21 protein-coding genes are annotated in these 22748 nt (G+C 56.5%); 10 read left to right on the top strand and 11 right to left on the bottom strand.

Going from position 1 to position 22748, the window contains the following annotated elements:
• Positions 1 to 55: 55 nt before the first annotated feature.
• The 4 genes from L881_RS0110780 to polA all read right to left on the bottom strand — a co-directional run bounded on the left by L881_RS0110780 (position 56) and on the right by polA (position 5302).
• Positions 56 to 652, bottom strand: a complete 597-nt coding sequence (locus L881_RS0110780; protein ID WP_025733707.1) for an ATP-dependent Clp protease proteolytic subunit — start codon at positions 650 to 652, stop codon at positions 56 to 58.
• Between the two features lie 265 nt (positions 653 to 917).
• Positions 918 to 1529 (bottom strand): hypothetical protein, encoded by a 612-nt coding sequence (locus L881_RS0110775; protein ID WP_025733706.1) that lies wholly within the window; start codon positions 1527 to 1529, stop codon positions 918 to 920.
• Entirely contained in the window at positions 1526 to 2458 is a 933-nt protein-coding gene (locus L881_RS13240) for an alpha/beta hydrolase (protein ID WP_025733705.1), read from the bottom strand. The genes L881_RS0110775 and L881_RS13240 overlap by 4 nt, the downstream gene beginning before the upstream one ends.
• A 45-nt stretch (positions 2459 to 2503) precedes the next feature.
• Entirely contained in the window at positions 2504 to 5302 is a 2799-nt protein-coding gene (gene polA, locus L881_RS0110765) for a DNA polymerase I (RefSeq protein WP_025733704.1), read from the bottom strand.
• 263 nt (positions 5303 to 5565) lie between these two features.
• On the opposite strand from polA, the gene L881_RS0110760 reads away from it, so the two are divergent.
• Both L881_RS0110760 and L881_RS0110755 read left to right on the top strand, forming a co-directional pair.
• The gene (locus L881_RS0110760; protein ID WP_025733703.1) at positions 5566 to 5892 is read left to right on the top strand and encodes a DUF2782 domain-containing protein; all 327 of its coding nucleotides are present in this window, start codon (positions 5566 to 5568) and stop codon (positions 5890 to 5892) included.
• 151 nt (positions 5893 to 6043) lie between these two features.
• Entirely contained in the window at positions 6044 to 7006 is a 963-nt protein-coding gene (locus L881_RS0110755) for a homoserine kinase (RefSeq protein WP_025733702.1), read from the top strand.
• Between the two features lie 127 nt (positions 7007 to 7133).
• Here the strand turns inward: L881_RS0110755 and L881_RS0110750 are convergent, their stop codons facing one another.
• Both L881_RS0110750 and L881_RS13235 read right to left on the bottom strand, forming a co-directional pair.
• Positions 7134 to 7931 carry a hypothetical protein gene (locus L881_RS0110750; RefSeq protein WP_025733701.1) on the bottom strand — a complete coding sequence of 266 codons (798 nt, stop codon included), beginning with the start codon at positions 7929 to 7931 and terminating at the stop codon, positions 7134 to 7136.
• Between the two features lie 113 nt (positions 7932 to 8044).
• Positions 8045 to 8329 (bottom strand): septal ring lytic transglycosylase RlpA family protein, encoded by a 285-nt coding sequence (locus L881_RS13235; RefSeq protein WP_025733700.1) that lies wholly within the window; start codon positions 8327 to 8329, stop codon positions 8045 to 8047.
• A 768-nt stretch (positions 8330 to 9097) separates the two neighbouring features.
• Here L881_RS13235 and L881_RS0110740 point away from each other — a divergent pair.
• A complete protein-coding gene (locus L881_RS0110740) occupies positions 9098 to 10420 on the top strand; it encodes an ammonium transporter (protein WP_025733699.1) in 1323 nt (440 codons plus the stop codon).
• Between the two features lie 93 nt (positions 10421 to 10513).
• On the opposite strand, the gene L881_RS0110735 is transcribed toward L881_RS0110740, so the two are convergent.
• Positions 10514 to 11059, bottom strand: coding sequence for a glutathione peroxidase (locus tag L881_RS0110735; protein ID WP_211238918.1), 546 nt, complete (start codon positions 11057 to 11059; stop codon positions 10514 to 10516).
• 617 nt (positions 11060 to 11676) lie between these two features.
• Here L881_RS0110735 and L881_RS0110720 point away from each other — a divergent pair.
• The 6 genes from L881_RS0110720 (at position 11677) to proP (ending at position 19264) form a co-directional block, all read left to right on the top strand.
• Complete coding sequence (locus L881_RS0110720; protein ID WP_025733695.1) at positions 11677 to 12438, top strand: gluconate 2-dehydrogenase subunit 3 family protein; 762 nt, start codon at positions 11677 to 11679, stop codon at positions 12436 to 12438.
• Positions 12439 to 12444: 6 nt separating this feature from the next.
• The gene (locus tag L881_RS0110715) at positions 12445 to 14211 is read left to right on the top strand and encodes a GMC family oxidoreductase (RefSeq protein WP_025733694.1); all 1767 of its coding nucleotides are present in this window, start codon (positions 12445 to 12447) and stop codon (positions 14209 to 14211) included.
• Positions 14208 to 15464: a cytochrome c gene (locus tag L881_RS0110710; RefSeq protein WP_025733693.1), complete on the top strand. Its 1257-nt coding sequence runs from the start codon at positions 14208 to 14210 to the stop codon at positions 15462 to 15464. Before L881_RS0110715 ends, L881_RS0110710 begins: the two co-directional genes overlap by 4 nt.
• Positions 15465 to 15739: 275 nt before the next feature.
• Positions 15740 to 16231, top strand: coding sequence for a 5-(carboxyamino)imidazole ribonucleotide mutase (gene purE / locus L881_RS0110705; protein WP_025733692.1), 492 nt, complete (start codon positions 15740 to 15742; stop codon positions 16229 to 16231).
• 223 nt (positions 16232 to 16454) lie between these two features.
• Positions 16455 to 17552, top strand: coding sequence for a 5-(carboxyamino)imidazole ribonucleotide synthase (locus tag L881_RS0110700; protein ID WP_025733691.1), 1098 nt, complete (start codon positions 16455 to 16457; stop codon positions 17550 to 17552).
• 140 nt (positions 17553 to 17692) lie between these two features.
• Positions 17693 to 19264 carry a glycine betaine/L-proline transporter ProP gene (proP, locus tag L881_RS0110695; protein ID WP_211238917.1) on the top strand — a complete coding sequence of 524 codons (1572 nt, stop codon included), beginning with the start codon at positions 17693 to 17695 and terminating at the stop codon, positions 19262 to 19264.
• 150 nt (positions 19265 to 19414) lie between these two features.
• Here the strand turns inward: proP and L881_RS0110690 are convergent, their stop codons facing one another.
• From L881_RS0110690 to L881_RS0110680, 3 genes are all read right to left on the bottom strand, one after another.
• Positions 19415 to 19666, bottom strand: coding sequence for a hypothetical protein (locus tag L881_RS0110690; protein ID WP_025733689.1), 252 nt, complete (start codon positions 19664 to 19666; stop codon positions 19415 to 19417).
• On the bottom strand, positions 19666 to 19860 hold the full coding sequence (locus L881_RS0110685) for a hypothetical protein (RefSeq protein ID WP_025733688.1): 195 nt from the start codon (positions 19858 to 19860) through the stop codon (positions 19666 to 19668). The genes L881_RS0110690 and L881_RS0110685 overlap by 1 nt, the downstream gene beginning before the upstream one ends.
• A 311-nt stretch (positions 19861 to 20171) precedes the next feature.
• Entirely contained in the window at positions 20172 to 20678 is a 507-nt protein-coding gene (locus L881_RS0110680) for a GNAT family N-acetyltransferase (RefSeq protein WP_025733687.1), read from the bottom strand.
• A 63-nt stretch (positions 20679 to 20741) separates the two neighbouring features.
• On the opposite strand from L881_RS0110680, the gene cysE reads away from it, so the two are divergent.
• Complete coding sequence (gene cysE, locus L881_RS0110675; RefSeq protein ID WP_025733686.1) at positions 20742 to 21518, top strand: serine O-acetyltransferase; 777 nt, start codon at positions 20742 to 20744, stop codon at positions 21516 to 21518.
• A gap of 98 nt (positions 21519 to 21616) precedes the next feature.
• Here cysE and L881_RS0110670 read toward each other — a convergent pair whose 3' ends face one another.
• Positions 21617 to 22606, bottom strand: coding sequence for an aldo/keto reductase (locus tag L881_RS0110670; protein WP_025733685.1), 990 nt, complete (start codon positions 22604 to 22606; stop codon positions 21617 to 21619).
• Between the last annotated feature and the right edge of the window lie 142 nt (positions 22607 to 22748).

Genomic DNA, 22748 nt, shown 5'->3' with positions numbered 1-22748 from the left:
AAAACGCCCCACCCCCTATATTCAGGGGCGGGGCGCTTATCTGGAGTGGATCAGATCAGCCGATATCTTTAGCCGATACGACAATCTTTTTCACCAGTCCGTAATCAACCGCTTCTTCTGCCGAGAGCCAGAAGTCACGCTCGGTATCTTCACGAATCCGCTCGATCGGCTGCCCAGTAGCATCGGCAAAAATCTTGTTGAGACGTTCGCGCATGCGAATGATCTCTTTCGAATAGATCGCAATATCGCTCGACTGCCCCTGGAAGCCGCCGGAAGGCTGATGCAGAAGGAAGCGTGTGTTGGGCAGTGAATAGCGGTTTTCCTTCGCCGCCGCCGCAAAAATCAGTGCGCCGGCACTGGCAACCCAGCCAGACCCAATCACGACAACGGGGGATTCGATAAAGCGGATGGCGTCAAAAATCATGTCGCCTGACTCTACGTGCCCACCCGGGGAGCTGATAATGACCTGAATCGGCTCGTGGCTGAGATAATCGAGCGCATGCAGCTGCTGTACAACTTCACGCGCCATTTTCTGCTCGATCTGACCGGTGATGAACACTTTACGTGCATTAACCAGACTTTCGGCCAGCTTGGTGGTTACCGAGGTTTCGTTGTTGCTGTCTTTCTTCTGCTCTTCGCTGGCTGTGATCATTACAAGCCGACTCCTGTTTAACCTGGCGATTCTGCGGATAGCAAGGGAACTCTGAGAAAGCGTCTACGCAGCGCGTACCCTCGTTTTGTCAGAATTCCCGTCCCACTACCTAAATGCGTGCAATAAACCAATTTTCAACAGGCGTTGCCTGCTCACTGTACTCGTTGATCCTCTCACGCTACTGACCGCAAGCATAACGCATCAACGCTCCAGCGGGCAGAGGCAAAGCCCTGACAGTAATCTCCAATCGTCAGAGAAGTGCCGCTTATTCAGCGATTTGACCGCCAAATCCCATCTCACCCAGCAACTGAAGCTGCTGTTCGATACTCCTGTCATGCCTGACACAGGGGGCCAGTAACACTGGGGCCGCCAGCCCATAGGCGCATGACACTGCCACCATGCGGGCACGCCAGATATCCAGGCTGCGCTGCTCGCCCTCGCTGCCCGCTTCCAGCCCCAACGCCTGGGAAAGTGCCTGTTCGCACAGTACCAGCCGCGCAACGCCCTTTGCAGCCGCCATGGATTCGATTGCCAACACGCCTGCCGCTGTCGAGATCATCGGCCAGATTGCACACCCTGACATCGCGGAAAGTTCCACGCTATGGGCACTTTCACAGGCCGATAACAGCACCGTATCTACCGCGGCGGCAGCGCGACAAAACCGCAGATCATCGTAGAAATCGACATGAGCGCCGTGGTGAATACGTACCGCAAGCGATGCTGCCGATAGTGCGTGCCAGGCAGCGATACGAGTTTCCAGTGCGCTGCCGCCACGCCCCCTTCCTTCACTGATATCCAGAATAGAAGGCGCACCGCAACCCCCCTGCTCCAGAGCTTCGAGCGTTACCAGCCTGGCTAGCGTATGGGAGGAGATCATGCGCTGATCTTTGCAGGCGGGGCCATATGTGCCATCACGAACTCGGCAATGTGCGCGATGGCCTGACGCGCTTCTGGCACTTGCTGGGGAAAGTTCTGCCATACGTGCCAAAGCCCCTTCCACACATCGAGCTGCACCACACCGCCAGCGGCACGAATACGCTCCGCCAGGCGCGTGGAGTCATCCAGCAGGATTTCGTTATCACTCACCTGGAGCAGCGCTGGCGCAATATTCGCCAGATCACCGAACAGTGGCGATATTTCAGGTTCCTTGAGCGAACAGTGAGGGCAATAAGCGCTGATACATTCGCTGAGGCGTTCGGCAGGCAGAAGGGCGTCGCGTCGCGCGTTACGCTTGAATGAAGCACTGTCGCCACTCAGATCGGTACACGGCGATAACCCCACCAGCGCCGCTGGCTGAGGCAGCCCCAAGCGCTTGAGACGCAGCGCCAGCGCGAATATCAGGTTACCGCCCGCACTATCACCGAGCAGCGCGATGCGAGAGGGCGCAATACCCTTCGCCAGCAGAGCGCGATAGACCGCTTCGCAGTCGTTCAGGGCGGCGGGAAAGGGATATTCGGGCGCCAGCCGATAATCCGGTACATAGACCGGCAGCCCGGTAAGCTGCGCCAACTGCGTGGTCAGTGGCCGGAAATCATCCGGCTCCCCCACCACCCAGGCGCCTCCATGCAGATAAATCAGCGCGGCATCATCTGCCTCGGCAGCGGGGGCACTCACGGTGGCAACACGTTCGGTGGGCACCTCGCCCAGCCGCAACGAACTGATGGCAGCGGGCCACTGTTTAGGTTTGGCGTTTTGCTTCTTCTGCTGAAGCGCGTGACGCAGGGCCAGCACATCGTCGCTGTGACGCAGCCGCCGTTTGGCGGTCAAGCGGATCACTTCACGCATCAGCACCGCTTGAATGCTCATGCAGCGTACAGCCCTCTGGCTCCATGAATAGCGCATATCGTCATGTCAGTGCGCCTCTTCCCAGTTACTGCCTGACTGCGCTTCTACCAGCAGTGGCACGTCCAACTGACCAGCAGCCTGCATACGCGCTTTCACCTCGTCGATAAAGGACTCGGCGTGCTCCTCGCGTACTTCAAACACCAGCTCATCGTGTACCTGCATCACCATGATGGCATCGTGGGGGCAATCGCTGCCAAGCCAGTGATCCACGTCGAGCATGGCGCGCTTGATAATGTCGGCGGCGGTGCCCTGCATGGGCGCATTGATGGCCGTTCGCTCGGCAGCCTGACGGCGCTGTGCATTGCGCGAGTTGATTTCAGGCACGTACAAACGGCGGCCAAACACCGTTTCAACAAAGCCATCCTCCGCTGCCTGAGCACGAATATTTTGCATGAAGCGCGCCACACCAGGGTAACGGTCGAAATAGCGGTCGATGTAGGTTTGCGCTTGATTGCGCTCAACCCGCAGCTGTTTGGACAGCCCCCACGCACTCATGCCATAAATCAGCCCGAAATTGATCGCCTTGGCACTGCGGCGCTGATCGCTAGTGACCTTGTCCAGCGCGACACCAAACACTTCAGCGGCAGTGGCCGCGTGAATATCGCGGTTTTCTGCAAAGGCCGTGGTCAGCCCCTTGTCGCCTGAAAGGTGCGCCATGATGCGCAGTTCGATCTGCGAGTAGTCCGCGGCGACGATGCAATAGCCGGGGCGCGCCACGAAGGCGCGGCGAATCTTGCGCCCCTCTTCGGTACGCACCGGAATATTTTGCAGGTTGGGGTCGGAAGAGGATAACCGCCCCGTCGCAGTCACCGCCTGATGATAGCTGGTATGAATGCGGCCATCCTGCGGGTCGGTCAGCAGGGGCAGCTTATCGGTATAGGTCGATTTGAGCTTCGACAGGCCGCGATGTTCGATAATCAGTTTGGGCAATGGGAAGTCGAGGGCCAGCTCTTCAAGCACCGCTTCTGCCGTGGAGGGCGCGCCTTTGGGCGTCTTTTTAATTACCGGCAGCTTCTGCTCCTCGAACAGAATTGCCCCCAGCTGTTTCGGCGAGCCGAGATTGAACTCCCGCCCTGCCAGCTCATAAGCCTTGGTCGTCAAGGTGGCAATACGCTCATCCAGCTCCCGGCTCTGCTGCCCAAGCAGCGCCGAGTCGATCTCGACACCATTACGCTCAATACGGGCCAGTACCGGAATCAACGGCGTTTCAAGCGTATCCAAGACTTTGCCAAGTGCCCCTTCCGCATCTACCCGTGGCCGCAGTTTCTGGTGCAGGCGCAGCGTTACATCCACATCCTCACAGGCGTAAGGAACCGCTTCGGCAAGCTCCACCTGATCGAAGGTGATCTGCTTCGCGCCCTTGCCCGCCACCTCTTCATATTTGATGGTGGTATGCCCAAGGTGGGTCAACGCCAGCGTATCCATATCGTGGCGATTGGCGGTCGAGTTGAGCACATAGGATTCCAGCATGGTATCGAACAGCGGGCCTTTGACCTCAATGTCGTAGCGTGCCAGCACTTCGATATCGTATTTGAGGTTCTGACCAATCTTGGCGATTTCAGGGTTCGCCAGCAGTGGCTTTAATGCTTCCAGCACCTCACTGCGATCAAGCTGCTCGGGCACGCCCAGATAACTATGGGCAACGGGAATATAGATCGCCTCGCCCGGCTGTAGCGCCATGCCAATACCGACGATTTCTGCCTGCATATAAGCGAGGCTGGTAGTTTCCAGATCGAAGCAGAACGCATCGCTTGCCGCCAGACGCGCCAGCCATTTATCCAGTTCGGCGCGCTCGGTGACAGCACGGTAATCCACTTCACCGAAGTCGGAAGGCACCAGCGTTTCATCAATGTCACTCGCCGCCGCTTGCCCACTGTCCTTCGCTGCTGAACCTTCCTTACCGGTTGTGCTGGCAGTATCGCCATCAGTCAGCTCATTCAGCCAGCCCTTGAATTCAAGCTCTTTATATAGCGCGATCAACGCATCACGGTCAGGGTGTGGCAGCGCCAAATCGTTAAGCGACACCGGCAAATCGCAGTCGGTGCGAATCGTCGCCAGTTCATAGGAGAGAAATGCCTGCTCGCGATGCTGTTCGAGCTTGGCGGCCATGCTTTTGGCCCCGCGAAACGACAGCGTTGCCAGCTTGTCAGGATCGTCATAAATCGCCTTCAGCCCCGCGCCGTAGCCTTGCAGCATCGCCAGCGCGGTTTTATTGCCCACCCCCGGTACGCCGGGAATGTTATCGACGGAATCTCCCATCAGCGCGAGATAGTCAATGATCAGCTCAGGCGGAATACCGAATTTTGTGGTCACGCCTTCGACATCAAGCGTCTCGTTTTTCATGGTGTTGACCAGCGTAATGTGCTGATTCACCAACTGGGCCATATCCTTGTCACCGGTAGAAATGACCGCATCACGTGCCATCTCGGTAGCATGGCGCGCCAGCGTGCCAATCACGTCATCGGCCTCGACGCCTTCAATACTGAGAAGCGGTAGCCCCAACGCTTTTACGCAGGCGTGCAGCGGCTCTATCTGGGCACGCAGATCATCCGGCATGGGCGGACGATTCGCCTTGTAGTCGCTATACAGATCGTCGCGGAAGGTTTTGCCCTTGGCATCGAACACCACCGCCATGGGGCTATCGGGATAGTCGCGCATCAGGCTTTTTAACATCGACACGACACCGCGCACCGCACCGGTCGGTTGCCCGCTGCTGGTAGAAAGCGGCGGTAGCGCATGAAAAGCGCGGTATAGATAGGCTGAACCATCAACAAACACAAAGGGGGGTGCGGCCTTGGCTGACATCCGAAACTCCAAAACAGGGCGTGCAACGCGTTCGCAAACGCAAGCTATCCGCTCATGATACTTAGCGAGCGCTGTTTTGGCATCCGCTCTCCGCCAAAGAGGTGCTTACTTGCTGATGGAAGCAGCCCATTTCTTCGCTATAAACCTTCCTCACCATAAAAAGGCAGAAAGCGCATCTGAGCACGAGTTTCAGCAAACTCGATAGCCTTGCCGACATATTGGGCCTACACTCAAATCAACGTATGACGTTAAAGGCCACTACCATGAAATCGACTCATCTTGCAGCACTCGTCGCCAGCGCCTCCCTTGCACTGACCATTGCCAGCGCTCCCGCCGCCATGGCCCAGACTTCCTCGCAACAGGCCCAGCAACAGCAGCAGAATGCACCGGAGCCTGATATTACAACGCACCAGCAGGATGGACGTGAGGTGCAGGAGTATCGCGTCAACGGCAAGCTGTATGCGATCAGGATCAAACCGCCCCATGGGCCGGCCTACTATCTGGTCGATACCGATGGCGACGGCAACTTCCAGCGCCAGGATGATACTAGCCGTGTTGTGGTGCCGCGTTGGACCATCGCTAGCTGGTAATAGCAGCGCGATGTTCTATATTTCATGTTTGCTGCAAGAATAATTCACCCCAGCGATCGCCGTGTTAAGCAGAGATAATGATAGAATCTGGTCACGCTAAAGCGCGGCGGCGTTGCGCCCTACTTCTACCCAGCCACGTTCAGGAATCTTGATGGCGGTATTTACACCTTTGACCGATGATCAGGTCAGCACGTTTCTCGAACGCTTTGACGTTGGCCATCTGGAAAAACTCGAAGAGGTCGCCAGCGGTACAGAAAATTCGACTTTTTTCGTTACCACTGATCAGCATCGGCTTGTACTGACCCTCTTCGAACAGGGAGAGGTGGAAGAGCTGCCTTTCTTTGTTGATCTGCTCACCTTCCTTGATCAACATCAGTTGCCGATCGCCAGTCCGCTGCGCGACCGTCAGGGCAAGGCGCTACAGCTATTGGTCGAACGTCCGGCCCTGCTGTTCCCGCGTCTGCAAGGCAGCCACCCTGAACAGCCTAACGTTGCACAGTGCGCAGCCATTGGTGGCGTACTGGGGCAGATGCACCGCTGTACCCACGAATTTTCGGGGGCACGCCCCAATCCTCGCGACCTGCGCTGGATCGACGCCAACATGCCCAAGGTCATGGCCTATCTCAGCGATAGCGACCGGCAGCTAATGCTTGATACCTTCGATACCATCGAAGAAAAGCTGGCGTCGTCGTCACGCTCGTCAAATGAGCTTCCGCAAGGAGCACTGCACGGCGATCTGTTCCGTGACAATGCGATGTTTGAAGGCGACACCTTAACCGGCTTGATTGACTTCTATAATGGCTGCACCGGCGATCTCTTGTTCGATCTTGCCATCGTCATCAACGACTGGTGCAGTGATGAAAAGGGCGAGCTAAATACCGAGCGCTATCAGGCCATCCTTGCCGCCTATCAGCAGGAGCGTCCGCTGTCTGCGCGCGAGCGCCAGGTGTGGCCCGCGATGCTGACCATGACGGCGCTGCGTTACTGGCTCTCCAGATTGCTGGTCATTTATGTCGATCCGCCTGCGCACTCGCTCACACCGAAGCCGCCTGAGCAGTACCGCGACATGGTGCGTGCACGCATGAATCAGCCGGTTGCCGCACTCGCTGACTAACCGTTTGCAGCCATCATGGTTTTGCAACAACATTCTGCAACAACAACGGCCGGAAGACGCTTATAGCGACTTCCGGCCGTATTATTCAATGCACTAGCGGTATTAGCGTTACGCGCTCAAGCAGCGCTTAAAAGCCGATACCGAAACGCACACCGATCATGTCACGCTTGGTATCTTCGCCCCGCCATCTGCGCGTACTGCCCACTGATGTCGTCTGCCGGCCATCCATATCGAAGGTCTGGCGTGTATAGAACAGCGTGGTGATATAAGCGAAGCGAGTCGCCTGGTTGATCCATGACAGCTCAGCATAGGGGTCCAGCTTGTTATCGGTATCCACGTCACCGCCGCCGTGCATCTTGACCTTGCCATTGACCGAATAGTTGGCCCCAACCTCGGCGCGTAACACGTCATAGCGATCAACCATCACATTAAGACCAGCTCCCGCACCCACCTTCCAAGCATGCGCCGATCTGGCCCAGACCGAGTGATCGTAATTAATGTACTGATACCCGCCATTCAGCAGCAGATCGAACTGAGTGTACTGATCAATACCGAAACGATAGCCAAGCTGGGCCATACCGTCAGTCGAATTGCTGTTCTTGTCGTGCTGATAATTCGCCTTGATATCAAAAATCGGCATGTTCGACGAATTATAGATGTCGAGCCAGCCCTTCCATGTCTGGTACTTATTACCGTACTCAAGGAAGCCACCGTAACCGGTCACATTGCCGCTGCCCTTGCTCTTATTCTCATAAGAGTAGCTGGGTCTCTCAATACCACGGCTGTTATGGATACTGTAGTGACTATGGGCGAGCTGCCCGCCCACAATAAGCATGGAGCTGCCGGCAGCCGCTGCCGATGAGGAGTAAATGCCCAACGCGGCAGTCGCCATGGTCGTGAGCAACGTTCCCTTGCTGAATGTCATGATCTCTTTCTCTAAATTGCAGAGCCAACCCTGCACATGATTACTGAATGGCTCACACAGCACGGTTACCTTGATGGAGTATCACGTCATACCACGGCGCCTTGATAAAACCTCTAATTGAGCACCGTAAGACGTACTTGCTGAACGCCGTTTTCGACCATTCCCAGCCGGCTGGCGGCCCTGTGGGTAAGGTCGATCAACCGGTTGCCCACGTAGGGGCCACGGTCATTGATGGTCACAATCGCGTTACGGCCGTTACGCAGATTGGTGACTTGTACCTTGGTGCCGAAAGGCAGGCTACGGTGAGCGGCGGTCATGTCACTGTTGCTGAACGTATCGCCGCTGGCAGTAGCCCGACCTTCGAACCGGTCTGCATAAAAGGAGGCTCTGCCGTTCATGACATTCTCTTGCGCGTCGGCATGAGGAATAGCGGCAGCACTGATAACAAGAAAAGATAAAGCTGCAAAAAGCAGTGGAAGCATCCGCCCCGTGACAGATGAAAACAACGATCTAAATAAATGAGAGTACATATAAATAAACAATCCTGGCTGCGCCTGACAAAAGCGGTCACTATGTCGAGAATTCCCGTTGGAAAACTGCTACCAGCCCTGACAACACAAGCAGGGCAACGTTCGCCAAGCGCCCAGAATTTCTGTGCAAAACCAGCAATCGAATCAGGGGCACATACCAGGCAGATTCAGCGCGCGCTCGCTGAGCAACGGTGAATACACAGGTACACGACTGGCGATAATGCCGCGAAAATACCCTAAAAGGGCCAAATTGTCTATCTTTTGACCATATCCCCCGTCTATACGCCCCATCTATCAACAGGTTAAGGCATTGCGCTGTGCACTAGCAGCGTGCACCGGTATTACCCTCAGTTTTCCGGCTTGCCGCCCATGCACCAAAAATGTGCATCACAAAGAAGCAAGGGCACCATTTTCAACCGTACCCTCTCCATCGCTTGCACCTGCCTGTTCATTCACTTTACGCACACTTTCATTAAATTCCTCAAGCCATTGATAAAGAAAGACTTTATTAAAAATGGAAGGATTCGTGCTACTGCTCTTCAGCGAACCATACCTTAGACAGATTCCTGCGCCTCTGCTGCCTTTCCAACGGCATGAGCGCTGCCGGAACCCCACGAGTGCGGAGTGATTCCAACAATGTCTGTAAAACGCGCCCTGGCAGCATTAACCGGATTAATCGGCGCTACGCCGTTGACAGCGTTGGCGCAAGCGTCAACCCCGCAGCTTAATAGCGGTGACACAGCGTGGATGCTGGTGGCTACGGTATTCGTTCTCATGATGACGATACCCGGCATAGCCCTTTTCTACGGCGGTATGGCACGCTCGAAGAACATCCTCTCGGTACTGGCGCAAAGCTTTGCGATCACAGCGCTGGTGAGCATCATTTGGGTCATCTACGGCTACTCGCTGGCGTTCGACACGACAGGCATGAGCGCCGACACTCTCAATATCCATTCGTTTGTTGGCGGCTTCGATCGCGCCTTCCTTGCGGGGCTTGATCTCAACAGCCTTGAGGGCACCTTCCCCGAAAGCGTTTGGATCATGTTCCAGATGACCTTCGCCATCCTGACGCCCGCGCTGATTATCGGTGCCTTCGCCGAACGCATGAAATTTTCCGCGGTGCTATGGTTTACCGGCCTATGGGTCACCTTCGTCTACTTCCCGATTGCCCACATGGTATGGGGAGGCGATGGCGCCTTGCTTGCCGACGACGGCGTGATCGACTTTGCCGGCGGCACAGTGGTGCATATCAACTCAGGTATCGCGGCGCTGGTGGCATGTCTGGTGCTCGGCAAGCGTAAAGGCTACCCCAGCCTGCACATGGCCCCTAACAACCTGGTGTTCACCATGATCGGCGCTTGCCTGCTGTGGCTCGGCTGGTACGGCTTCAATGCGGGCTCTGCCGGAGCCGCCGACAGCAGCGCAGGCATGGCCATGCTGGTCACTCAGGTAGCCACCTCCGCTGCCGCTCTGGGATGGATGTGCACCGAATGGCTGAAAACCGGTAAACCTACCCTGCTTGGCCTGGTAACCGGCGCTATTGCTGGCCTGGTCGCCGTCACCCCCGCAGCCGGTACCTGTGGGCCGATGGGCGCTATCGTGCTGGGTCTGGTGGCTGGCGTCGTCAGCTTCTACACCGCCACCAGCATGAAGCGCGCCTTCGGCTACGACGATTCATTCGATGTATTTGGCGTGCATGGTGTTGCCGGGATTCTCGGTTCGGTACTGACCGGTATCTTTGCAGCTCCTGCGCTGGGCGGTTTCGGTGATGTCACCAACATCGCGTTGCAGCTCTGGATTCAGATCAAAGGGGTGCTCTTCACCATTGTCTACACCGGTGTTATCACCTTCGTGCTGCTGAAGCTGATTGATAAAACGCTGGGGCTGCGCGTTACCGAAGAGCAGGAAGACATCGGTCTTGACCTGTCCCAGCACAACGAGCGCGGCTACAACCTGTAATTCCTGACAGCCAACCTCACCATCGCAAAGCGGGGCGCGTTTAAAACGCGCCCCGCTTCCGTAGTTAATCAAGGATCAACTAAGCTTACCGCCCTATTTCAGCGCTTCCTTCACCGCATTGACCAGCGTGTCGGAATCCGGCGCTACGTCAGGAGCAAAACGAGCAACCACGCGGTGATCGCGGTCAAGCAGAAACTTCTCGAAGTTCCAGCTTACTTCAGACTCATCAGCCGGAAGCAGCTCCTTGTCAGCCATTTTCGCCTTGAAACCACTGCCCTCAGCCCACTGCTTGCTGGGCGCTTCGTCAATCAGCGTCTTGTAGAGCGGATGTTTGTCACTGCCCAGCACGCTAATTTTGCTGAACATCGGGAACTGCACACCGAAAGTAGCGCGGCAAAACTGCTGAATTTCATCGTTGGAGCCAGGCTCTTGACCGAGAAAATCATTGGCGGGAAAGCCCAGCACTTCCAGCCCCTGCTCCCTGTATTGTGCATAAAGTGCTTCCAGCCCCTCATATTGCGACGTTAGCCCACACTTGGACGCCACATTAACGATCAGCAGCACCTTGTCTGCAAAATCGGCCAGCGACGCCGTACTGCCGTCAATACGCTCAAGAGGAATACTATCTACAGCGGCCATCATCACACCTCCAGCCAGAGATCATCGAAGAATATCGCCACCATTGAGTGGCAAGAAGTGGCGTCTGCGCGATCACCCTGACAGACGCCTGTATTTCCGTACTCAAGGTACAAGCTACATGGCAAGGATGGAAACTCTAGCCATCACCTTCTTCCCGATAGTTATTATATGTCGCGCCGATAGCAGGACTTCATCGCTGACCGATCTCCCGCCTCGGCGTGATGCGAGAAGGCGCCATCTTCTGGCGGCTTTCTCATGCCTAATTGTGAAACATGCTCCGGCCTTTACCACACCATAAAGCATAAGCATATACGCCCAATGTATTAGTTTATTATTGAACTTGGCACCCGGATGGCGAATTTTAGCAACAATTCGGACACGATATCTCTGCATCATCAAGCGCTCAGGGCGGGTAGTCTGGGCGCTTCAGCACAACGGATGCGTTGCCATCACTGGCGCCAATCAGGTAATTTATATTTAAGAACCTGGTAATCATTACCTTCCTAACAAACTTCCGCCGCTGGTCCTGCGCAGCAATTTTTGCTTCGTCACCTCTGGCAAGCGTTGGCGCGCTATGCGGAAACCTGCAATTACCGTGATAAGCAAGGGGATGCTCCATGAGTAACGACTCTGGTGCTCGAACTGGCGTTACACGACGTCAGGTGCTCGCTACCAGTGCAGCCACTGCATTTGTAGCTGCCGCTAGCAGCAAGGCCTCAGCACTAACCTTCACCCAATTACCGGAATGGAGCCCTTTCGCTCACAATCCTCCGCCAACCGCCCCGCCAGGTGATCACTGGCAGTTTTTTACTGCGGATGAAGCGGCCACCATCGAAGCGATTGTTGACCGATTGATTCCTGCCGACGATCTGAGCATCGGTGGCAAGGAAGCCGGCTGCGCCGTATTTATTGACCGCCAGCTGCAAGGTTTCTTCGGTACTTTCGCGCGACTCTACATGGAGCCTCCCTTTGGCAAGGGCACGCCCGCCCAGGGCGATCAGTCCCCCCTCGTTCCTCAGCAGCGCTACCGTTTCGGACTTGCCGAGCTGGAGCAGTACTGCCAGTCGGAGCATCAGGCGTCGTTCAAGGAGCTTAACGGCGACCAGCAGGATCAGATCCTCAGCGCGCTTGAGCAGGGCGAGATCCACTTCGAGAAATATCCGAGCGCCGACTTCTTTGCGCTGGTGCTGCAAAACACCAAGGAAGGCTTTTTCGCCGACCCGGTGTATGGCGGCAACAAGGATATGGTGTCGTGGAAAATGATCGGCTTCCCGGGCGCCCGCTACGACTACCGCGACTACGTGGAAAAACACAACCAAACGCTTGATCTGGAGCCTCTGAGTATCGGTGGCGGCACTCACTGGAACCATCAGGGATAACGTGTAATGGCTACCAAATTACCTGCAACCGACGTTGTAGTTGTCGGTCTTGGCTGGGCAGGATCCATTCTTGCTCACGAACTGGCCGAAGAAGGTCTCAATGTCATCGGCTTTGAGCGCGGCCCCTGGCGCGATACAGCGCAGGACTTCAACATCGCCTCGGCACCTGACGAACTACGCTATAGCGCACGCCAGGAGCTGATGCTACGCACGCGTCAGAATACCGTGACGATGCGCAACAACACTTCACAGACAGCGCTACCGATGCGTGAATGGGGCTCTTTCCACCCAGGCAACGGTACTGGCGGCGCGGGCAACCACTGGGCGGGTATCACCTACCGCTACGACCCGTCCACCTTCCGGCTGAAAAGTCACCTGATCGAACGTTACGGCCAGCAGGCGTACAACGACTCCAACCTGACACTACAGGACTGGGGCACCGATTGGGATGAGATGGAGCCGCATTACGCCAAGTTCGAAGCGATTGCCGGCACTTCTGGCAAGGCGGGCAATATCAAAGGTGAAATTCAGGAAGGGGGTAACCCTTTTGAAGGGCCGCGCTCTGGCGAGTACCCCAACCCACCGCTGAAGCAGCCTTACGGCCCGACACTTTTCGCCAAGACTGCCGCCGAGATGGGCTACAAGCCCTACTATGTGCCCTCCTCACTGGTATCACGCGCCTATACCAACCCGCTGGGCGTTACCATGGGGCCGTGCACCTACTGCGGTTTCTGCACCAACTACGGCTGCGCCAACTACTCCAAGGCCAGCGCGATCACCACCATTCTTCCGGCGCTGATCCGCAAGCCCAACTTCATTGCCAAGACCAACAGTGAAGTGCACCGCGTCACCCTCGATGGCAGCGGCAAACGTGCGACAGGCGTTATCTACACTGACGCTTCTGGCCGTACCTGGGAGCAGCCTGCCGAGCTGGTGATTGTCGCCGCCTTCATTCTTGAGAATGTGCGTCTGATGCTACTCTCGGGTGTAGGCACGCCCTATGATCCACGCACAGGCAAAGGCACCACTGGCCGTAACTACTGCTACCAGACTGCCAACAACGCGCAGCTGTTCTTCAAGGACAAGAACTTCAACCCGTTCATTGGCGGCGGTGCCGTTGGCATGGGTATCGACGAGCTGAACAACGATAACTTCGATCACTCGGGGCTTGGCTTTTTCGGTGGCGGCAGTACCCGCGTTACCCCTATCGGTGCTGCGCCCATTGGCAATACTCCGGTTCCGCCCGGCACTCCCAAGTGGGGCGGCCAGTGGAAGCGTGCGGTCAAGGAACATTACCTCGGCAACATGAGCGTTGGCTGTGAAGCCAGCAGCTATGCCCAGCAGGGTAACTACCTGTCGCTTGATCCGACCTACAAGGACCCACACGGTTATCCGCTGCTGCGCATGACCTTCGACTTCCCCGATAACGACATGCGCATGGCGCAGTATGTCACCGACAAGATCGGCGAAATCGGTGAGCGCATGGGCGCTGATCAGGTAGTAAAAACACCGCGTACTCGTCCGTGGAACAACCTGAGCTATCAGTCTTCGCACATGACCGGCGGATTCCTGATGGGCAGCGACCCCAGCACCAGCTCCGTCAACAAGCACTTGCAGACCTGGGGTATTCCCAACCTGTTCGTGGTGGGCGCTTCCGCTGCGCCGCAAAACCCCGGCTTCAACCCTACCGGCACGGTAGGCGCGCTGGCCTATAAAGCCGCCGATGCGATTCGCCGTCTTTACTTGAAAAACCCGGGAGAGATGATCGGATGAACAAACTGCTGATGACTCTACTGGGCGGCTCCCTGGCGCTCACCGCAGCCACCTCGGCAAGCGCTGCCGGTAGCGAAGATGGCTACGGTATCTCGACCGATTACGATACCGTACAAAAAGGCCGCTATATCGCGACTCTGGGCGACTGTGCTGCCTGTCACACCAAGGAAGGTGGCAAGCCTCTGGCGGGGGGCGTGGCGCTCGCTACGCCGTTCGGCAAGCTGGTCGCTCCCAACATCACGCCGGACAAGGCGACCGGTATTGGCAACTGGAACTTCCAGCAGTTCAAGAGCGCCATGACGGAAGGCAAGGCACCGGTAGGCCACCTGTATGGCGCGATGCCCTACACCGCCTATACCAAGGTGAGCGATGAAGATCTGCGCGCCATGTGGTCGTATCTGCACACGGTCGAGCCGGTTGAAAACGATATTGTTGCCAACCAGCTACCGTTCCCGTTCAACATCCGCATGTCGCTGATTGGCTGGAACCTGATCAACTTCAATCAGGGCGAATTCAAACCCGATCCCAAAAAATCAGACGAGTGGAATCGCGGCGCCTACATTGTGGAAGGTCTTGGTCACTGCGGCACCTGCCATACGCCGAAAAACCTGATTGGCGGCGACAAGAACAGTCAGTTCCTCAAGGCCAGCGTGCTTGAAAACTGGACCGTGCCGGATATCTCCCCCGATAACCACAAGGGTATTGGTGAGTGGTCAAAACAGGATCTGGTCGATTACCTGAGAGATGGCAAGAACAAGTTTGACATCGCGTCAGGCCCGATGGCGGAAGAGGTCACCAACTCCTCGCAATACTGGACCGAGAAGGATTTGCAGGCGGTTGCTACCTACCTGAAGGAAGGCAGCGACGGTGATCATCAGACCACACCGCCCGAGCCGATTGCCAGCGACGACAACCGCATGCAGCCAGGTGGACAGATCTACGCGGATCGTTGCGCAGGCTGCCACACACCGGATGGCAAGGGTGTTGAAGGACTATTCCCGCGTCTGGCGAACAATTCGCTGATGCGTCAGGATGATCCCACTTCACTGATCCGTGTGGTACTGGCCGGTTCACGCGCAGGGTCCACCGATGCAGCGCCTACTGGCCCGTCGATGCCTGCCTTTGGCTGGAACATGAGCGATGAGCAGATCGCTAATGTACTGACCTTTGTGCGCAATAGCTGGGGCAACGCAGCCAATGCCGTCTCACCTTCCGACGTAGCGAAACTTCGCGACTCAATGAAGAATGACTGACGCCATTCCCCGCTAGCTCTCCAGGCGCCCTGAGGTGATACCTCGGGGCGCTTGCGTTTATAGGGAGTAGTCGTATGAAAACGGGGGGTGTAACCCGCCAGTGGTGCGTGAAGTTATCGCAATTCAGGTGGTAAACTAGCGGATTCCCTGGCCTGGCAGCCGTCAACCAGCCCGCTCCGCCATACGCGGCATTCAGGGCTACGGCTGCGGGGCCATCAGTGCATGCACACACCACCCGCCCCATACAGGGCACTCTGACTATCAGTGGAGCAACGATGAGTGTACGAGTAGGCATTATCATGGGTTCCAGCTCCGACTGGGACACCATGCACCACACCGCCAGCACGCTGGAACAGCTCGGCATAGAGCATGAAGTGCGGGTGGTGTCAGCACACCGCACTCCTGATCTGCTGTTTGAATACGCAGAACAGGCCGCTGACCGAGGGCTTCAGGTCATCATCGCAGGGGCCGGTGGTGCAGCGCATCTGCCAGGCATGTGTGCGGCCAAGACCTGGCTGCCGGTGCTGGGCGTGCCGGTAAAATCCAGTACGCTGTCGGGGGTCGATTCCCTGCTTTCGATTGTGCAGATGCCTGCTGGCGTGCCGACCGCTACCCTCGCAATTGGCCGCGCAGGCGCGATTAACGCTGCACTGCTGGCAGCTTCCATACTGGCAACCACTGACAGCGACGTGCGCACAGCTCTGCAAACCTTCCGCGAGCAGCAAACCCAGCGCGTACTGAACAATCCTGATCCGCGTACTGCCTGAGAGCCTGCTCAACGTCTCGCGAACTAACGCTATGCAAGGCAAAAACAGGCGAGGACGCGGCATTTATGCGCTGTAAATGAGCACTCCGAGCCTGTTTTTAACGCAGTAGAGCCAACGCGCAGCAGACTTTGAAAGGCTCTGAGCGTCGCGCACTCGATTGACGATTCACATGAAAGCACTCACCAGTGCGTAACCGCCGTTTATCAACAACAGGAGCAGAGCGATGCATATTGGTATCGTGGGCGCAGGGCAGCTAGGCCAAATGATGGCGCAAGCGGGCGCTCCGCTGAATATCGAATTTACCTTCCTTGATCCCGCCAAAGCCCCCTGTGCCGCCCCCTACGGCAGGCTGCTCACCGCCGACTGGGACGATGCCGATGCTCTGCATGCGCTGATCGAACGTGCGGATGCGATCACCTTCGAGTTCGAGAACGTTTCGCCGCGTGCCTTGGAGCAGCTCAGCAGCCATCGTCCCGCCTTCCCCCCGTCCAACGCACTGGAGACCTCGCGAGATCGCCTGCTGGAGAAGTCTCTTTTTGCATCGCTGGATATTCCGCTGCCGCCCATCGCTCGCATTGATAGCCAGAATGATCTGGAAGAGGCTGTTGCCAGGGTCGGGCTACCGGCGGTGCTTAAAACGCGCACGTTAGGCTATGACGGCAAGGGCCAGAAAGTGCTGCGCCACGAGCAGGATATTGCGGGAACGTTCGAAGAGCTGGGTGGCGTGCCGCTGATTCTGGAAGGCTTCGTCGATTTCGATCATGAGGTTTCTGTTATTGCGGTACGCGGACGCGATGGCGAGACGCGCTTCTGGGACATCAGCGAGAACGAACATCGCTCCGGCATTCTGCACTGCGCTATTCCCCGTCAGCAGCACCCTTGCCGTCAGGACGCCTTCCGCTATGCCGGTCAGGTCATGGATGCTCTTGATTACGTCGGTGTCATGGCGTTCGAGTTTTTTGTCACGGCCAATGGCCTGATCGCCAATGAAATTGCGCCGCGCGTACACAACTCCGGCCACTGGAGCATCGAAGGGGCGCAAACCAGCCAATTCGAAAACCATGTGCGCGCCGTGGCGGGATTACCGCTGGGCACCACCGATCTGCTCACGCCGTGCGCAATGCTGAACATCATTGGCGCCATGCCCCCTGCCGAGACGTTGCTGGCCCTTCCCGGCGTGCGTCTGCATGACTACAACAAGGCACCTCGACCCGGGCGCAAGATCGGCCATGTAACGGTGCTCGCCGACAGTGATGAGGAGCTTCAGCAGCGCATTACCCAGGTTGAAAACGCTCTGATCAATGATCTTGGCATATCCTGAGTGACCACTAACCTGACAGGAAGCGCGTGGTTGAGCGCCGCCTGCTTCCTTATGAAATCCTTATATTAAGCTGTTATACTAAAGCGCTTGCCCTGACTCTCTCCCCTTTGCAAGGGATAACCAGCATAAGGAGTGACTAAATGAGTTCAAGCGCGTCATTGGATGACAGCAAGAACATGCATAAAAAGCGCCGCCGCAAGAAGCGGTTGCGTCTTGAAGATATCACCGTTATTGATAGTCCCACGCTGAAGCGTGCGGTCGCCGCTGCGGCGCTAGGAAATGCCATGGAATGGTATGATTTCGGCGTCTACGCGTATCTCGCCGTCGTTATTGGTGATGTTTTCTTTACTGGCGCTGACCCTACCATTCGCCAGCTGGCTACTTTCGGTGCCTTCACCGTCGCCTTCCTGATCCGCCCCATTGGTGGCATGGTATTCGGGCCGCTGGGCGACAAGGTTGGCCGCAAGAAGATTCTTGCCCTGACCATGATCATGATGTCGGCCAGTACCTTCTGTATCGGCCTGATCCCGAGCTACGATTCAATTGGCGTCTGGGCTCCCATCCTGCTGCTGCTGGCCCGCCTGGTACAGGGCTTCTCTACCGGCGGTGAATACGGCGGCGCAGCGACCTTTATCGCGGAATACTCCCCCGACCGCAAACGCGGTCTGATGGGTAGCTGGCTCGAATTCGGTACTACCAGCGGTTATTTCCTTGGCGCGGCCATTGTCAGCATTCTGACAACACTGCTGCCTACCGGCGATCTACATTCGTGGGGCTGGCGTATTCCGTTCTTCGTCGCAGGGCCGCTCGGCATCATCGGTCTGTATATGCGTAGCAGGCTTGAAGAAACACCCGCTTTCCAGGATCAGTCCGAACAGGCTGCCTCCGAGCCGACGCAGAAGAACGAATTCGTCAACATGGTAACCGGTCACTGGAAGCCGCTGCTGGTCTGCATTGGACTGGTACTGGTGTTCAACGTTACCGACTACATGCTGCTGTCGTACATGCCTACTTATCTGTCGGCAAACCTCAATTACAGCCAAAGCCACGGTACTTATCTGGTGCTGGTCGTGATGCTGGTAATGCTGGTGATGCAGCCGATCGTCGGTGCGTTGAGCGACAAGATAGGTCGCAAGCCCATTATTCTGTTCGGCAGCATGGCCGCCCTGCTCCTGTCAGTGCCTGAGCTATGGTTGATCCAAAGCGGCAATGAAGCGTTCATTCTTATCGGTCTGATCATGATGGGCCTGACACTGAACTGCTTCACGGGCACCATGCCTTCGACACTGCCTGCACTGTTCCCCACCGCGATTCGTTATGGCGCGCTCGCCATTGCGTTTAACGTGTCGGTATCGCTGTTTGGTGGTACTACGCCTCTGGTGACCAGCTGGCTGATCAGCGCAAGCGGCAACCTCTATATGCCAGCCTTCTATCTGATGCTGGCCGGTGTCATCGGTGCCATCACTATTCTGTGCACCCGTGAAACCGCAGGCAAACGCCTGATCGGCTCCAAACCGGCTGCGGCAGACAAGGCGGAAGCCAAGGAGCTGCTGGCCGAGCACCATGAGACCATCGAAGAACAGGTTGAGGACATCAGCAGCGAAATCGAACGCCTGGAAGTTCGTCGTGACAATCTGATCTACGAACACCCTGAGCTTTATAAGCAGCAACAGGCTGAAGAGCAACAGCAGGCTGAGAAAGGCAAAGAGTAGTCAATGTTGCCACTTGTCTCGGTTCGCTGAGATGATACGTAAAAAGCCGAGGGCATACGCCTTCGGCTTTTTTATGTGTGCTAGCAAGGACACACCCTGTGCAGATTGATTAGGCTTCGCGAAAGCGCTATGCGGGAAGCTGCCTTCCCTCTATCGAGCAGGCTTGCACTGAATGGAGGACTGCCACTCAAGAAAGTCGCGATCCATCCACAACACCTGATAGCCATAAGGGCAGAGCGCCTGAGAAATACGATCAAGATTACCCGGGCTATTGGCCCGCACCGAATGCACGTCAGCGTGTGCCGCAAACTTGCCGTTCGATTGATCGAGCGATGCGCAGCCAGCACTCAGGCATAGCAATGTGACGGTAGCTCCCGTGCCCAACCGCTTCAGTATTCCCATCAGTACTGCTCATGATCCTTATCGCTTGGTTTCGGGCGGTTGCGAAGCAGACTATGCGCGATATAGCAGGCCATGCCCACTACTCCAAATGACAGCACAAAACGCGGCAACCAGTGAAGTTCGATAAAGCCTTGAAGCAACAGGCTGGCGATGGCGGCAACCAGCGCAACCGCGATGTAACGCTTCTCTCTCACGAGGTTCTCCCCCTGCTATTGATACGCCCAAGCATATCCCAGAAACGTCATTGTGCCACCGTTTTTGATCAAGAGTGGCCGACCTCTCGTACCTCACCTGCCATTTGTGCTGGCATGGTGAGATTTATATCGACGCCTGACCCTACAATTGAAGCGCGGATATATCTGCATGATGTAGAAGAAGCGCTATCCACTGCCCCCGCAGAAGTCTGCTCAACGAGAGCCTCCTGCGAGCGCTTCGAGCACCAGAAGTGAACAGACAAAAAAAGCGACCCGAAGATCGCTTCATTCCTGCGCAACCAGGCTCGCCGCTACTGTTCTTCCAGCATGAGTTGAAGAAAGACCAGATCCAGCCAGCGCCCAAACTTGGTACCCACTTCCGGCAGCATTCCTGTCTGCTTGAATCCCAGCCGCTCGTGCAGCGCGATTGAAGCGTGGTTGCTGGCATCAATACCGGCCACCATTATGTGCAGGCCCTGAGCCTGCGCGCGCTCAATCAAGGCCCGCATCAACTGCTTACCGATACCGCCACCGCGAGCGTCACGGTGAACGTACACCGAATGTTCCACAGTAAAACGGTAGCCATCGAACGCCCGCCACGCGCCATAGGTCGCATAGCCCACCGTCTGCTGCTGCTCATTCACAGCGACCAGCACTGGAAACCCTTGCTGTTCATGCTCGTACAGCCAGCGCAAGCGGTTGGCTTCATCGACCTGCTGGTCATTCCATATCGCGGTGGTATTAGCTACCGCGTCATTATATATCTCGGTAATGGTGGCGATGTCGGACGCGTTGGCGGCCCTGATAGTGGTGGTCATATCGTTGCTCTCTTCCACGGGTTATGCTGAATGATATTCCTATTATGCGGCGCGAGAGCAGCGATGTCCTTTTCCAATAATACTGATGTTTTATGGCAGCAAATACGTGCTGAAGCGCTGGCGCCCCTGGAGCAGGAGCCGCTGCTCACACCACTCATGCTGAGTGCCATCGTTGACCGCCATTCGCTCCCCGAGGCTCTGGCACACCGCCTTGCTCATCGACTGGCGGCTGCGGACTTTCCGGCAGCGCCACTGCTCGACCTCTTCTCTCGGCTACTCACTGACCACCCTGACATCGTTGGCGCTCTCGCCAGTGATATTAATGCGGTACTGGAGCGCGATCCTGCTGTCCATCAGGCAAGTGAAGTACTGCTCTACATGAAGGGCGTCCATGCGCTTACTACCCATCGCTTCGCACATGCGCTATGGAAACAAAGACGTCATCACCTGGCACGCTACCTACAGCATCGCTCCTCCGAGGTTTTTCAAACCGACATTCATCCAGCGGCGTGTCTGGGCTGCGGAATTTTTGTGGATCATGCGACCGGTGTAGTGATTGGCGAAACTGCCGTGATCGAGGACGATGTTACGCTCCTGCATAGTGTTACCCTGGGAGGGACTGGTGCACATACAGGGGATCGCCATCCGAAGGTGCGCCGAGGAGCATTTATCGGCGCCGATGCCAAGCTCCTGGGGAATATCGAGATTGGCGAAGCAGCACGCATTGGTGCAGGCTCGGTGGTATTGACAGAGATACCACCCCACGCGACTGCCGTTGGCATTCCTGCCAAGATCGTCAGCCGCGATACCGGCGATACACCTCATCACAGCGGCCGCTAGCACCGTGAAGCTAGCCATGCCTGAATTCGAGAAAGTATCCACTGCCTAAACCAAAATTAGTATGCCCGCACAGTGGCAGTTAAGGCAGATGGCTCTATTTAACGCCCCGTCGCTTTCATCAAGTCATCAGGATAACGCGCGCCCTCGATAGGAATGGCATCGGCGAGCCGAGTAATTTCTTCAACTTCACTGGCACTTAACTCCAGCGCCGCCGCGCCCAGATTCTCTTCCAGGCGGTGCAGTTTGGTGGTTCCCGGAATGGGCACTATCCAAGGCTTCTGTGCCAACAGCCACGCCAGTGCGATTTGTGCAGAAGTCGCTTGCTTGCTGTCGGCGATACGCTTGAGCAGGTCGAGCAGCGCCTGATTGCTCTGCATCGCTTCGGCGGTAAAGCGCGGCAGGCGACTGCGGAAATCACTGCTATCGAACGGTTGGCTGCCGGACAGAGCGCCGGTCAAAAATCCGCGCCCCAGCGGGCTATAGGGTACCAACCCAATGTTCAACTCTTCGCAGGCTGCCAGAATACCGTTGTGCTCGATATCTCGCGTCCATAGCGAATATTCGTTCTGAAGAGCGGTTACTGGCTGAACGGCATGGGCGCGACGCAAGGTTTCAACGCTCGGCTCCGACATACCGAAAAACCTGGCCTTGCCCTCGTCGATAAGCTGTTTGACCATGCCCGCGACTTCTTCAATCGGCACGTCGGGATCTACGCGATGCTGATACAGCAAATCAATCTGTTCGATACCCAAACGCTGCAAGGATGCCTCAACTACCTCCCTGATATGCTCGGGGCGACTGTTTACTCCTACTGAAGCACCGTCTTCTATACGAAAACCGAATTTGGTCGCAATCGTGACCTGATCTCGCACGGGTGCAAGCGCTTCGCCGACCAGCTTCTCATTGGTAAAAGGCCCATAGACTTCGGCGGTATCGAAAAAGGTGACGCCCCGATCAACGGCTGCGCGCAGCAGACGATTGGCTTCATCGCTGGAAAGAGCACTGCCGTAGCTGCTGTTGAGTCCCATGCAGCCATAACCAAGTGCAGATACTTCAAGCCCCTGCTGGCCTAACTGACGTTGTTGCATCACGTTGCCCTCTCGATTAGCTGATATTCACTACCACCATAACGGCTCTCGCGGATAGCGAATAGTGACAATATTGCAGCGACTGATCGCCACCTTCCCTATTGCTTGTTCAGCTTAATGCCATCAATGAGTTGCCTGAGCC

Source organism: Carnimonas nigrificans ATCC BAA-78 (assembly GCF_000526695.1).
GTDB lineage: Bacteria > Pseudomonadota > Gammaproteobacteria > Pseudomonadales > Halomonadaceae > Carnimonas > Carnimonas nigrificans.
The sequence above is the reverse complement of the archived record's forward strand: the minus strand, read 5'-3'. Positions and strand labels throughout refer to the sequence as shown.